Below are 12,867 nucleotides of genomic sequence, written 5' to 3'. Positions count from 1 at the left end.
GCTGAAACCGGCAGGGTGCCGCGACCAACGGCCCACGGCGCGTAATCAGGGTTTCCCTCGGTAGAGCACGGTCATGTATGCTACGGCGCTTCCTGTAACTCCACTTCCAGCTCGACTGGGTAGCGAAAACGCCATATCTGGCGTCATCACCGCCCAACGTTGCATTGAAGAGGATTAGGCCACCCCTATTCAGTTCAAAAGTAGCCATGCACGAACACTATCAGCCCCGTGAAATCGAAGCCGCCGCCCAGTCGTTCTGGGATGAGCAAAAGTCCTTTGAAGTCAGTGAACAGCCAGGCAAGGAAACTTACTACTGCCTGTCGATGTTCCCTTACCCCAGCGGCAAGCTACACATGGGGCACGTGCGTAACTACACCATCGGCGACGTGATCTCCCGCTACCAGCGCATGCAAGGCAAGAACGTGCTGCAACCCATGGGTTGGGATGCCTTCGGCATGCCAGCGGAAAACGCCGCGATGAAGAACAATGTCGCACCGGCCAAGTGGACCTACGAAAACATCGCCTACATGAAGTCCCAACTGCGCAGCCTGGGCCTGGCGGTGGACTGGTCCCGCGAGGTCACTACCTGCAAGCCGGACTACTACCGCTGGGAACAGTGGCTGTTCACTCGCCTGTTCGAAAAAGGCGTGATCTACCGCAAGAACGGCACCGTGAACTGGGACCCGGTCGACCAGACCGTCCTGGCCAACGAACAGGTGATCGACGGTCGCGGCTGGCGTTCCGGCGCGCTGATCGAAAAACGCGAAATCCCGATGTACTACTTCAAGATCACCGCCTACGCGGATGAGCTGCTGGAGAGTCTCGACGAACTGCCGGGCTGGCCCGAGCAGGTCAAGACCATGCAACGCAACTGGATCGGCAAATCCCGTGGCATGGAAGTGCAATTCCCCTACGACCAGGTCTCTATCGGCGAAGCGGGCGCACTGAAAGTCTTCACCACCCGCCCTGACACCCTGATGGGCGCGACCTATGTCGCCGTGGCTGCCGAGCACCCGCTGGCCACCCTGGCGGCGCAGAACGACCCGGCGCTGCAAGCCTTTATCGCCGAGTGCAAGGGCGGCAGCGTCGCCGAAGCCGACATCGCCACTCAAGAGAAGAAAGGCCTGCCGACTTCGCTGTTCGTCGAACACCCGCTGACCGGTGAAAAACTCCCGGTATGGGTCGCCAACTATGTGCTGATGCACTACGGCGATGGCGCGGTGATGGCCGTTCCGGCACACGACGAGCGCGACTACGAATTCGCCACCAAGTACAACCTGCCGATCAAGAACGTGGTGCGCACCAGCGCTGGCGACGAAACGCCTGCGCCTTGGCAGGACGCCTACGGCGAGCACGGCGAACTGATCAACTCCGGCGAGTTCAACGGCCTGGATTTTGCCGGCGCCTTCGATGCCATCGAAGTTGCCCTGCTGAAGAAAAACCTCGGCCAATCCCGCACCCAGTTCCGCCTGCGCGACTGGGGCATCAGCCGCCAGCGCTACTGGGGCTGCCCGATCCCGATCATCCACTGCGACAGCTGTGGCGATGTGCCAGTACCGCAAGACCAACTGCCGGTAGTGCTGCCGGAAGACGTGGTGCCGGACGGCGCCGGTTCGCCACTGGCGCGCATGCCCGAGTTCTACGAATGCAGCTGCCCGAAATGCGGCAAGCCTGCCAAGCGTGAAACCGACACCATGGACACCTTCGTCGAGTCCTCCTGGTACTACGCCCGCTATGCCTCGCCAAAATACGAGGGCGGCCTGGTCGACCCGGCCGCGGCCAACCACTGGCTGCCGGTGGACCAGTACATCGGCGGTATCGAACACGCGATCCTGCACCTGCTCTACGCCCGCTTCTTCCACAAGCTGATGCGCGACGAGGGCCTGGTCAGTTCCAACGAGCCGTTCAAGAACCTGCTGACCCAAGGCATGGTGGTCGCCGAGACCTACTACCGCCGCGAAGCCAACGGTGCCTATACATGGTTCAACCCGGCGGACGTCGAACTCGAACGCGACAGCAAAGCCAAAGTAATTAGCGCCAAACTGATCGCAGATGGCTTGCCGGTGGAAATCGGCGGCACCGAGAAGATGGCCAAGTCAAAGAACAACGGCGTCGACCCACAGTCGATGATTGACCAGTTCGGCGCAGACACCTGCCGCCTGTTCATGATGTTCGCCTCGCCACCCGACATGAGCGCGGAATGGTCCGACTCCGGAGTGGAAGGTTCGCATCGCTTCCTCAAGCGCGTCTGGCGTCTGGCTCAAGCCCACGTCACTCAGGGCCTGCCGGGCAAACTGGACGTCGCCAGCCTGAACGACGAGCAGAAAGCTATTCGCCGCTCGATCCACCTGGCCATCAAGCAGGCCAGCCACGATGTCGGCCAGAACCACAAATTCAACACCGCCATCGCCCAGGTGATGACGCTGATGAACGTGCTGGAAAAAGCGGCGCAAGACACCGAGCAGGATCGCGCACTGGTTCACGAAGGCCTGGAAGCCGTGACGTTGCTGCTGGCTCCGATCACTCCGCACATCAGCCACGAGCTGTGGAATCAACTGGGTCACGCAGACCCGGTGATCGACGCCGGCTGGCCGGCAGTGGACGAAACCGCGCTGGTGCAGGACAGCCTGACGCTGGTCATCCAGGTCAACGGCAAGCTGCGTGGCCAGATCGAAATGCCGGCCAGCGCCAGCCGTGAAGAGATCGAAGCCGCCGCCCGGAGCAACGAGAACGTGCTGCGCTTCACCGAAGGCCTGACGATTCGTAAAGTGATCGTCGTGCCTGGCAAGCTGGTCAATATCGTCGCTAGCTAATTGGATCAGGCGTCAGCCCAAGGCTGACGCCGAATAAAACCTCCAGGGCCGCTCTGTCGGCCCATATGGTTTCAAGGGGAGCAACAAGATGATCAAACGCAACCTCCTGGTGATGGGCCTGGCCGTACTGCTGAGCGCCTGCGGCTTTCAGCTGCGCGGTACTGGCACCACCGAACTGGCGATCAAGGAACTCGACCTGAGCGCCCGTAACGCCTACGGCGAAACCGTGACCCAGCTGCGCCAGGTTCTGCAGAGCAGTGGCGTCAAGGTCTACGCCGGTGCGCCCTACAAGCTAGTGCTGACCCGCGAGCAGGAATCCCAGCGCAGCCTCAGCTACGCCGGTGCCGGTCGTTCAGCCGAGTATGAACTGACTACCGTGCTGAACTACGAAATCCAGGGCCAGAACAACCTGACCCTGCTCAGCGACAAGCTGCAAGTGCAGAAGGTCTACATCCACGACGGCAACAACCTGGTGGGTTCCGACCAGGAATCGCTGGAAGTGCGCAAGGAAATGCGTCGCGACCTGGTGCAGAACATGATGCTGCGCCTGCAACTGCTGACCCCGACCCAGCTGGATCAACTGCAGCAGACCGCGGATGCCCGCGCCAAGGCCGAAGCCGAGGCGCTGGAAGCCGCGCAGAAGGCTGAGGCGGAAACCCCGCAACAGTCGCCCATGCAGCTGCCGAACCAGTAAGTCTTGTGGGGCGCCCAGGCGCCCCGCTTGCCCCTCCTTATGAAACTCGCCCCCGCTCAGCTCGGCAAACACCTGCAAGGCACGCTCGCACCGGTCTATGTCATCAGTGGCGACGACCCGTTGCTGTGCCAGGAAGCCGCCGACGCCATTCGCACCGCCGCCCGCCAGCAAGGCTTCGATGAACGCCAAGTATTCAGCGCCGACGCCAATTTCGATTGGGGAACGCTGCTGCAAGCCGGCGCGAGCATGTCGTTGTTCGCCGAAAAACGCCTGCTGGAACTGCGCCTGCCTTCGGGCAAGCCGGGTGATAAAGGCGCCGCGGCCTTCATCGAATACTGCTCACGGCCGGCCGAAGATACCCTGCTGCTGATCAGCCTGCCCAAGCTCGATGGCAGTGCGCAAAAGACCAAATGGGGCAAGGCCCTGATCGATGGCGAGCAGACCCAGTTCATCCAGATCTGGCCGGTGGATGCCAACCAGTTGCCGCAGTGGATTCGCCAACGCCTGTCCCAGGCCGGGCTTTCCGCCAGCCAGGACGCCGTGGAACTCATTGCGGCCCGGGTAGAAGGCAATCTGCTGGCCGCGGCCCAGGAAATCGAAAAGCTCAAGCTGATGGCCGAGGGTGGCCAGATCACGGTGGAAACCGTGCAAGCGGCAGTCGCCGACAGTGCGCGCTTCGATGTTTTCGGGCTGGTGGACGCCATCCTCAATGGCGAGGCCGCGCATGCCCTGCGCATGCTCGAAGGCCTGCGCGGCGAAGGTGTCGAGCCGCCGGTGATTCTCTGGGCACTGTCCCGGGAGCTGCGGGCGCTGGCCAATATGTCGCTGCAGTACAGCCAGGGCACTCCGCTGGATAAAGTGTTCAGCCAGGCCCGTCCGCCCGTCTGGGACAAACGCAAGCCGTTGATGAGCAAGGCCCTGCAGCGCTATTCCGCGCCGCGCTGGGCGCAATTGCTGCTCGACGCCCAGCGTATCGATGCGCAGATCAAGGGGCAGGCCGCCGGTTCGCCCTGGAGCAGCCTGAGCCGCCTGTCGCTGTTGATGGCCGGGCAACGTCTGCCTCTCCCAGCCGAGTAACCCCAACGCCCTGCAGAAGCAAGCAAGCTCGTTCCTACAGGGAATGGGGGAATCCGTGAGGTTTGCTGAAAAACCCTATACATCACAGGGCTGGACAGCAGGGTCAAGCTGGCCGATCATCTGCCGCGCAAACCCACCTCAAGCGAGAACCGAAAATGAGCAAGCCATCCAAGCATGGCCCCAACAAGGCCAAATCCATCATCGCCCAGCCACTGTTCCGCAGCCGTCAGGAACGACCCGCCAAGGGCAAAGGCAGCTACCGCCGCGAAGCCTTCCAGTCTAAAAGCTGGGAGGCTTCTTACTTTCTGGCTGCATAAAGCGGAGAACCCCGCCGGCGTGATAAGGTCTGTATCTGATTCGTATTCTCTGGACCTGTGCATGCCCTTTTGTCTTTCCCGTCGTTGGCACCTGCGCCAACTGATCGCTGCCTCCAGCCTTGCCCTGCTCGTCGCCTGCGCGGAAAAACCCACCGCCGCCGATGCCCAGCCACTCCAAAGCATTCAAGCCGCCCCTCTCGCCGCGCCTGCAACCGTCGCTCCACTGGCCGTCGACAACCTGGACATCCAGCCAACCCAGACCTTTGCCCAATGGCAGGCAGGCTTCCGTGTCGAAGCCCTGAACGCCGGGATCCGCGCCGATCTTTTCGACCGTGCATTCGCCGGTATCACCCCGGACATGGGCGTGATCAAGGCCGACCGCAGCCAGCCGGAATTCACCCGGCCGGTGTGGGAATACCTCGACGGTGCTCTGTCACCGCTGCGCGTGCGCAAGGGCCAGGCACTGCTCAATCAGTACGCCGACATCCTGCAGCAGATCGAACAGCGTTATGGCGTCGATCGCCAGGCCCTGGTGGCGGTCTGGGGTATGGAAAGCAACTTCGGTGAGTTCCAGGGCAACAAATCGGTCATCCGCTCCCTCGCGACCCTGGCCTACGAAGGTCGCCGTCCGGCCTTTGCCAACAGCCAGCTGCTGGCCGCCCTGCAGATTCTCCAGCACGGCGACATCCAGCCCGAGAAGATGCTCGGCTCCTGGGCCGGCGCGATGGGGCAGACCCAGTTCATCCCGACCACCTACAACACCCATGCCGTGGACTTCGACGGCGATGGCCGCCGTGACATCTGGAACAGCCCGGCCGACGCCCTGGCCTCGACCGCGCACTATCTGCAAAGCTCCGGCTGGCAGAAAGGCCAGCCATGGGGTTTCGAAGTGCAACTGGCCAATGGCTTCGACTATGCGCTGGCGGATGGAGCGATCCGCAAACCGGTAGCCGAATGGCTGCGCCTGGGCATGCAGCTGCCTAACGGCGCCAGCGTTCCGGCCGGCGCCGAGCAGCTTTCGGCGGCCTTGCTGTTGCCGGCGGGTTATCGCGGTCCGGCGTTCCTGATCCTCGACAACTTCCGCGCCGTTCTGAAGTACAACAACTCCTCGTCCTATGCCCTGGCGGTAAACCTGCTGTCACAACGCTTCAACGGTTCAGGCCTGATCAACGGCGTCTGGCCGAAGGACGACATGCCCCTCAGCCGCTCCGAGCGCATCGAGCTGCAGAGCCTGCTCAGTGCCAACAATTACGATGCCGGCAACCCGGACGGCATTATCGGCGCCAATACCCGCAAGGCGATTCGCAACGCCCAACAATCGCTGGGCTGGCCTGCCGACGGCTATCCGACCCACAAGCTGCTGGAGAGCCTGCGCTCGCGTTGAGCCAGGCCTGCGCGCCGAATCATAGGGGCGCCATAGTTGAGCAAGCTCGCTCCCACAAGGGCAGCGAGCACGGGCTGATCAGCCGAATACCACATCCTGTTCCAGGATCAACTGCTTCTCCCCCGCATCCAGCCTGACCATCGCCCCCAGCGGCAGGGTCAGGTTCGGATCGCAGTGGCCACTGCGCCATCCAGCCAGAACAGGAATGCGCAAGGGTTCGAAGGTCTGCTTGAGCAATACGGCAAGCGCCTGGGGCTCTACTCCTGCCACATCTCCCACCAGCACCCCGCGAAGCCTGTCGAGCTTGCCAGCCAGACGCAGATGCGTCAGCAGACGGTCGATCCGGTACAGCGGCTCGTTGATGTCTTCGATAAACAGAATGATGCCGTCGCCATTGATCTCGTATGGCGTGCCCATGGTCGCGGCGATCAACGACAGGTTGCCCCCCAGCAACTGGCCGCAGGCGATGCCAGGCTCGACGGTGGTCAAGGGATAAGCCACCGGATGCGGCATCAGGCTGCCAGCCTTCAACTGCCCCCGGAGCAGGCTGAACAGCGAGGACTCGGTAGGTGGCTGTTTGTCACCCAACAAGTCGGCATTGAGCATCGGCCCATGAAAGGTCACGAAACCCGCATGACGATTGATGGCCAGATGCAGCGCGGTGATGTCGCTGTAGCCGACAAACGGCTTGGCATGGCGGCGTAGCAGGTCGTAATCGATCCGGTCGAGCAAGCGTGGGCTGCCATAGCCGCCCCGCAGGCACAGGATGGTATCGACATCGTCATCGGCGAAAGCGGCGTGCAGGTCGTTCAGGCGGACCTCGTCGCTACCGGCCAGATAGCCGTCCTTCTGTTGGACCCCAGGATAAATCCGCAGTGAATAACCTCGAGCGCGCATCCAGCGGGCGGCTTGCTCGGTATCCAGGGCCGCGGGCCCGGCGGGTGCAATCAAGCCGATCAGCCCTTGCGAAGGCAGCGCCGGCACTGGCCGTTGTGCACAAAGGACGTCAGTCGGTTGGAGGGTCATCCAATGGTTCTCCCTGTGTGGATTCTCTAGTGCACAGTAGACATGAAAGCGGACAAACAGAAGTGCCGAAACGCCACGGCGCTTGCAGGAAAAGTCTATGAAGGGAGGGAGACGCGAGCGTAACGGAAGATGACGCCCGCAAGGAAAAGACCTTGCGGGCGTATTACATCAGGAGACCAGGCCTTCTTTGGCCAGCTTCGCCTGCTCGTCGGCGTGGTAGGAGGAACGTACCAGCGGGCCTGAGGCGACGTTCTTGAAGCCCATCTTGTAACCTTCCTCGGCGAACCAGGCGAAGGTGTCCGGGTGCACGAAACGCTGCACCGGCAAGTGGCTGCGGGACGGTTGCAGGTACTGGCCGAGGGTCAGCATGTCGATGTCGTGCTCGCGCATGCGCTTCATGACCTCGATGACTTCGTCGTCGGTCTCGCCCAGGCCCAGCATCAGGCCGGACTTGGTCGGTACGTGCGGCACCAGCTGCTTGAACTTCTGCAGCAGGGTCAGCGACCACTGGTAGTCCGAACCCGGGCGCGCGGCCTTGTACAGGCGCGGCACGGTTTCCAGGTTGTGGTTGAACACATCCGGCGGCTCGGCAGCGGTGATTTCCAGCGCTACGTCCATGCGACCACGGTAGTCCGGGACCAGGGTTTCCAGTTGCACGTTCGGCGACAGCTTGCGGATTTCGCGGATGCAGTCGGCAAAGTGCTGGGCACCGCCGTCGCGCAGGTCGTCGCGGTCGACCGAAGTGATTACCACGTACTTCAGGCGCAGGTCGGCGATGGCCACTGCCAGGTTCATCGGCTCATCGACGTCCAGAGGCTTCGGACGGCCGTGACCGACGTCGCAGAACGGGCAGCGACGGGTGCAGATGTCGCCCATGATCATGAAGGTCGCAGTACCGCCGGAGAAGCACTCACCCAGGTTCGGGCAGGACGCTTCTTCGCAGACGCTGTGCAATTTGTGCTTGCGCAGCAATTGCTTGATCCGGTCGACTTCCGGGGAAACCGGAATACGCACGCGAATCCAGTCCGGTTTCTTCGGCAGTTCGGTGGTCGGGATGATCTTCACCGGGATACGCGCGACTTTCTCGGCACCGCGCAATTTAACGCCGGTTTCAACTTTCGCACGGGCCGGGCGCTCGGAAACATCCAGCGTCGGGATCAGGGTTTGCACAGCGTCTTGCGCAGTAGTCATATCAGTCGATTCCGCCCGTTAGGGTCGTCTGCTCAGCATAGTCGAGGTGTTTGACGAGCTGCGCACGCAGCCGGGCACTTACCTCGGCAAATTCAATCGGTCCTGTGTGGTCGCTCAGCTGGGTCATTGCCAGCCCGGCATAGCCACAGGGGTTAATCCGTCGAAACGGCTGCAGATCCATGTCCACGTTCAAGGCCAGGCCATGAAAGGAACAACCATGGCGGATCCGCAAGCCCAGGGAGGCGATTTTCGCGCCATCGACGTAAACGCCGGGGGCATCCGGCTTGGCCGCCGCGGCCACGCCGTAGCTGGCCAGCAGCTCGACCAGGGACTGCTCCATCCGGCTGACCAGGTCGCGCACGCCAAAACCCAGGCGGCGCACGTCCAGCAGCAGATAAGCCACCAGTTGGCCAGGACCGTGATAGGTCACCTGGCCACCCCGGTCGACCTGCACCACCGGGATATCCCCGGGAAGCAACAGGTGTTCGGCCTTGCCCGCCTGGCCCTGGGTAAAGACCGGCGGATGCTGCACCAGCCAGACTTCATCGGGAGCGTCGGTGCCGCGTTCGTTGGTAAAGCGTTGCATGGCCTGCCAGACCGGCTCGTAGGCCATCTGGCCGAGCTCGCGAAAGCCCAGCGTTTGAGGCATCACAGCACCATGTGCACGAAGCCGGTGGCCCGCAACTCGCTGTTGATGTCGTACAGCTGTTCTTGACCGGTGGCGACGATGTGCAACTGGATGGTCGTGTACTTGCCGTTGGTGCTCTGGCGCTCGGCCAGGGTCTTGTGGTCAACGGTCGCGTGTTTTTCAAGGATCGCGATGATCTTGTCCTTGAAACCCACGCCGGTGTCGCCGATCACCTTAATCGGGTAATCCGCGCAGGGGAATTCGATCTTTGGCGCCTTTACTTCGGTGTCTGTCATGGCGTAACGGCCTCGTAAGCCGTGGCGACGGACGCGGCCCCCGCTCTATTTCAGAGCGAGGGCCGCGCGGGTCGACAATATCAGTTGAACAAGCCGTAGAAGAATAGACGGATGCTATCCCACATGCGGCGGAAGATACCACCTTCGTCGACCGCGTCCAGAGCGATCAGATCGGCGCTGTGCACCACCTTGTCGTCCAGTTTCACTTCGACTTTACCGATCACGTCACCCTTGGCGATAGGCGCGATCAATTGTGGATTCATGGTCATGCTGGCAGCGAGCTTTTTCAGCTGGCCTTTTGGCATGGTCATGGTCAGGTCCTGGGCCAGGCCGGCCTTGATCTGGGAGGTGGTGCCTTTCCAGACAGGGGCCTGAGCCAGCTCGGTGCCCTTCTGGTAGAAGGTCTGGGTTTCGAAGAAGCGGAAACCGTAGGTCAGCAGCTTCTGGGTTTCGGCCGCGCGAGCCTGCTCGCTGTTGGTACCGAACACCACGGCGATCAGGCGCATGCCGTCACGCACGGCCGAGGACACCATGCAGTAGCCGGCTTCGTCGGTGTGACCGGTTTTCAGGCCGTCGACGGTCTTGTCGCGCCACAGCAACAGGTTGCGGTTAGGTTGCTTGATGCCGTTCCAGAAGAACTCTTTCTGCGAGTAGATCGCGTAGTGAGCCGGGTCTTCGTGAATGATGGCGCGAGCCAGTACCGCCATATCGTGCGCCGACGAGTAGTGCTCGGGGTTCGGCAGGCCGGTCGGGTTCATGAAGTGGCTGTTGCTCATGCCCAGGTCGCCGGCGGTCTTGTTCATCATGTCGGCAAAGGCATCTTCGCTGCCGGCAATGTGCTCGGCAACCGCGACGCTGGCGTCGTTACCCGACTGAATGATGATGCCGTGCAACAGGTCGCTGACAGTGACCTGCGAGCCGACCTTGATGAACATCCGCGAACCGCCGGTACGCCAGGCGTTCTCGCTGACGGTCACCGGGTCGTTCTCGCCGATCTGGCCGCGACGGATTTCCAGGGTCGCGATGTAGGCCGTCATCAGCTTGGTCAGGCTGGCTGGCGGCAGGCGCTGGTCACCATTGTTCTCCACCAGCACGTTACCGCTGCTGGCATCCATGAGCACATAGGACTTGGCGGCCAGCTGCGGTGGCGACGGCATCACTTCTACCGCCCAGGCGGCAGGCGTGATGATCAGCGGGACAAGCAGACACAGGCGTTTGGCAAAGGTGGTGATGTTCATCCGTCTCTCGAAATTGCTAATGGAAACTTGTCCTCGCGGACAAAACTATTCAGACAGCCTTCTAAAGGGCTGTCGCGTGTTCAGTTGTTCACTCACTGACCCTTGCCGGGCTTTTGTTGTACGACGAGCCAACAACCTGGGTTCACCCCCCAAATACCGCAGGCGAACCATGAATCAATGTCCGATTACTCGGCAGTTACCAGGCTCGGCTGCCCCAGATTGGCCAGCCGGACACTGTTCTGCACTTGCTGGATCTCACCCGGCGAGCCGATCGGCCCCAGGCGCACCCGGTGCAGAGTCTGTTGATTGCGCACGATCGAACTGATGAACACCGGAGCGCTCACCATCCCGCTCAGCTTCGAGCGCAGGAGCTCGGCAGCGTCCGGGTTGGCGAAGGCGCCCACCTGCAGATACTGGCCAGAGGCTTGCGCAGAAGCGTTTTTTTTTGCATCCAGTTGCACCGGCACAACGGCCGCGGCGTGCTGCTGCGCAGGTGGCGTCCATTGCTCGACGGTCCCCGTGGACGCCGTCATCACTGGCGCGGCTTTCGGCTCATTGAGCATCAAGGGTGCCGGCCGACCGCGCTGGGCCCACCATTCCTGCGGGTCGATGCCCTCGACCTTGACCCGGGCGGTGCCGATCTCGGCATAACCGAGCTTCTTGGCCGCGGCGTAGGACAAATCGATGATCCGGTCCGAATAGAACGGCCCACGGTCGTTGACCCGCAGGATCACGCTCTTGTGGTTATCCAGGTTGGTCACCCGGACATAACTCGGCAATGGCAGGGTCTTGTGCGCGGCACTCATGCCATACAGGTCATACACCTCGCCATTGGCGGTGTTCTGCCCGTGGAACTTGGTGCCGTACCAGGAAGCCGTGCCCGAAGCGACATAACGCTTGGATTCGGCCATCGGGAAATAGGTCTTGCCCAGCACCGTATAAGGGTTGGCCTTGTACGGGCCAGTGTGCAGGGTCGGCGTGGCGTCGGGGATGCGCGATACATCGACGTCCCACCAGGGCGCGCCGTCTTTGTGGGCACGGTTGATGTCCAGGCCCGGCGTCGAACGTACGGCCGTCGTCGGGCCTTTCTGTTTCGGCGCCTGGGTTGACGAACAACTGACCACCAGCAAGGACAACGCGGCAAGAGCCACCAGCTTCAGGGGTTTGCGGTTTGGCGATGCCAGCATTACTTGACGCCCCGTGCTTGGACCAGCTGTTCAGAGAGCTGATGTACGGCCATGGCGTACATCACGCTGCGGTTATAACGCGTGATCGCGTAGAAATTCTTCAGGCCCATCCAGTATTCGGGGCCATTGTCACCTTCCAGGCGGAAAGCCGTGACCGGCATATCATCGCGCAGCGCATCATGACTCGACCAGCCCAGCGCCCGCAACTCCCCGACGGTTTTCGTCGGCTCGATACCGGTGGTCAAACCTTCGTCGACCTGATCGCCACGCACTTCGGCCCGACTGACCACCGGCTGCCCGGCTTCCCAGCCGTGACGCTTGAAATAACTGGCGACGCTGCCGATGGCATCGTCCGGATTGGTCCAGATATTGATGTGGCCATCACCGTCGAAGTCCACAGCATAGGCGCGAAAACTGCTCGGCATGAACTGTGGCAAACCCATGGCACCCGCGTAGGAGCCTTTCAGGGTCAGCGGGTCGACCTGCTCTTCACGGGCCAGCAGCAGGAATTCGCGCAATTCCTTGCGGAAGAACTCGGCACGTGGCGGGTAATCGAAGCCCAAAGTCGACAGGGCATCGATCACCCGGTAATTGCCGGTGTTGCGCCCGAAGAAGGTTTCGACGCCGATGATCGACACGATCACCTGGGCCGGCACGCCGTATTCCTGCTCGGCACGGGCCAGTACCGCTTCGTGCTGGCGCCAGAAGTCCACACCGCGGGCGATACGCGCGTCGGTAATGAACATCGGCCGATATTCTTTCCACTGCTTGACCCGCTCGGCGGGCCGGGAAATGGCGTCGAGGATCGACTGCTTGCGCTCGGCCTCGCGAAACACGCCCATCAGCTGTTCGCCCGCGAAGCCATAGTCGCGAGTCATTTCGCCCACGAATTCGGCTACTTGGGGGGAACCTTCGTATTCGCCGCCGGCCAGCGCTTCCTGCGCCGCACCAAGGATGCCTACCAGACCGACCCACGGTGCATACCGAGCAGTCCAGCCACGCATTACTTGCATTGA

Annotated in this window: 12 protein-coding genes; 5 read left to right on the top strand and 7 right to left on the bottom strand. The window is 61.9% G+C overall.

What is annotated here, in order from left to right:
* Positions 1 to 206 precede the first annotated feature (206 nt).
* From leuS to AC07VU_RS26810, 5 genes are all read left to right on the top strand, one after another.
* Positions 207 to 2,813 (top strand): leucine--tRNA ligase, encoded by a 2,607-nt coding sequence (leuS, locus tag AC07VU_RS26830; protein ID WP_495030802.1) that lies wholly within the window; start codon positions 207 to 209, stop codon positions 2,811 to 2,813.
* Positions 2,814 to 2,901: 88 nt separating this feature from the next.
* Complete coding sequence (locus AC07VU_RS26825; RefSeq protein ID WP_097135108.1) at positions 2,902 to 3,507, top strand: LPS-assembly lipoprotein LptE; 606 nt, start codon at positions 2,902 to 2,904, stop codon at positions 3,505 to 3,507.
* A 39-nt stretch (positions 3,508 to 3,546) separates the two neighbouring features.
* On the top strand, positions 3,547 to 4,584 hold the full coding sequence (gene holA, locus AC07VU_RS26820) for a DNA polymerase III subunit delta (RefSeq protein ID WP_007927092.1): 1,038 nt from the start codon (positions 3,547 to 3,549) through the stop codon (positions 4,582 to 4,584).
* A gap of 155 nt (positions 4,585 to 4,739) precedes the next feature.
* Entirely contained in the window at positions 4,740 to 4,901 is a 162-nt protein-coding gene (arfA, locus tag AC07VU_RS26815) for an alternative ribosome rescue factor ArfA (protein ID WP_007927093.1), read from the top strand.
* Between the two features lie 61 nt (positions 4,902 to 4,962).
* Positions 4,963 to 6,285, top strand: a complete 1,323-nt coding sequence (locus AC07VU_RS26810) for a lytic murein transglycosylase (protein WP_277589679.1) — start codon at positions 4,963 to 4,965, stop codon at positions 6,283 to 6,285.
* 78 nt (positions 6,286 to 6,363) lie between these two features.
* Here the strand turns inward: AC07VU_RS26810 and AC07VU_RS26805 are convergent, their stop codons facing one another.
* From AC07VU_RS26805 to mltB, 7 genes are all read right to left on the bottom strand, one after another.
* Complete coding sequence (locus AC07VU_RS26805) at positions 6,364 to 7,311, bottom strand: S66 peptidase family protein (RefSeq protein ID WP_277589680.1); 948 nt, start codon at positions 7,309 to 7,311, stop codon at positions 6,364 to 6,366.
* A gap of 168 nt (positions 7,312 to 7,479) precedes the next feature.
* Entirely contained in the window at positions 7,480 to 8,502 is a 1,023-nt protein-coding gene (gene lipA, locus AC07VU_RS26800) for a lipoyl synthase (protein ID WP_007927101.1), read from the bottom strand.
* Between the two features lies 1 nt (position 8,503).
* Positions 8,504 to 9,151: a lipoyl(octanoyl) transferase LipB gene (gene lipB / locus AC07VU_RS26795; protein ID WP_274304778.1), complete on the bottom strand. Its 648-nt coding sequence runs from the start codon at positions 9,149 to 9,151 to the stop codon at positions 8,504 to 8,506.
* The gene (locus tag AC07VU_RS26790; RefSeq protein WP_007927103.1) at positions 9,151 to 9,426 is read right to left on the bottom strand and encodes a DUF493 domain-containing protein; all 276 of its coding nucleotides are present in this window, start codon (positions 9,424 to 9,426) and stop codon (positions 9,151 to 9,153) included. The genes lipB and AC07VU_RS26790 overlap by 1 nt, the downstream gene beginning before the upstream one ends.
* A gap of 80 nt (positions 9,427 to 9,506) precedes the next feature.
* Positions 9,507 to 10,664 carry a D-alanyl-D-alanine carboxypeptidase family protein gene (locus tag AC07VU_RS26785; protein ID WP_007927104.1) on the bottom strand — a complete coding sequence of 386 codons (1,158 nt, stop codon included), beginning with the start codon at positions 10,662 to 10,664 and terminating at the stop codon, positions 9,507 to 9,509.
* A gap of 185 nt (positions 10,665 to 10,849) precedes the next feature.
* Positions 10,850 to 11,851 carry a septal ring lytic transglycosylase RlpA family protein gene (locus AC07VU_RS26780; RefSeq protein WP_007927105.1) on the bottom strand — a complete coding sequence of 334 codons (1,002 nt, stop codon included), beginning with the start codon at positions 11,849 to 11,851 and terminating at the stop codon, positions 10,850 to 10,852.
* Positions 11,851 to 12,864, bottom strand: coding sequence for a lytic murein transglycosylase B (mltB, locus tag AC07VU_RS26775; protein ID WP_009045789.1), 1,014 nt, complete (start codon positions 12,862 to 12,864; stop codon positions 11,851 to 11,853). Before mltB ends, AC07VU_RS26780 begins: the two co-directional genes overlap by 1 nt.
* Positions 12,865 to 12,867 lie beyond the last annotated feature (3 nt).

This window comes from Pseudomonas sp. GW821-FHT02B10 (assembly GCF_059421865.1).
This window is presented reverse-complemented; position numbering and strand designations above follow the sequence as displayed.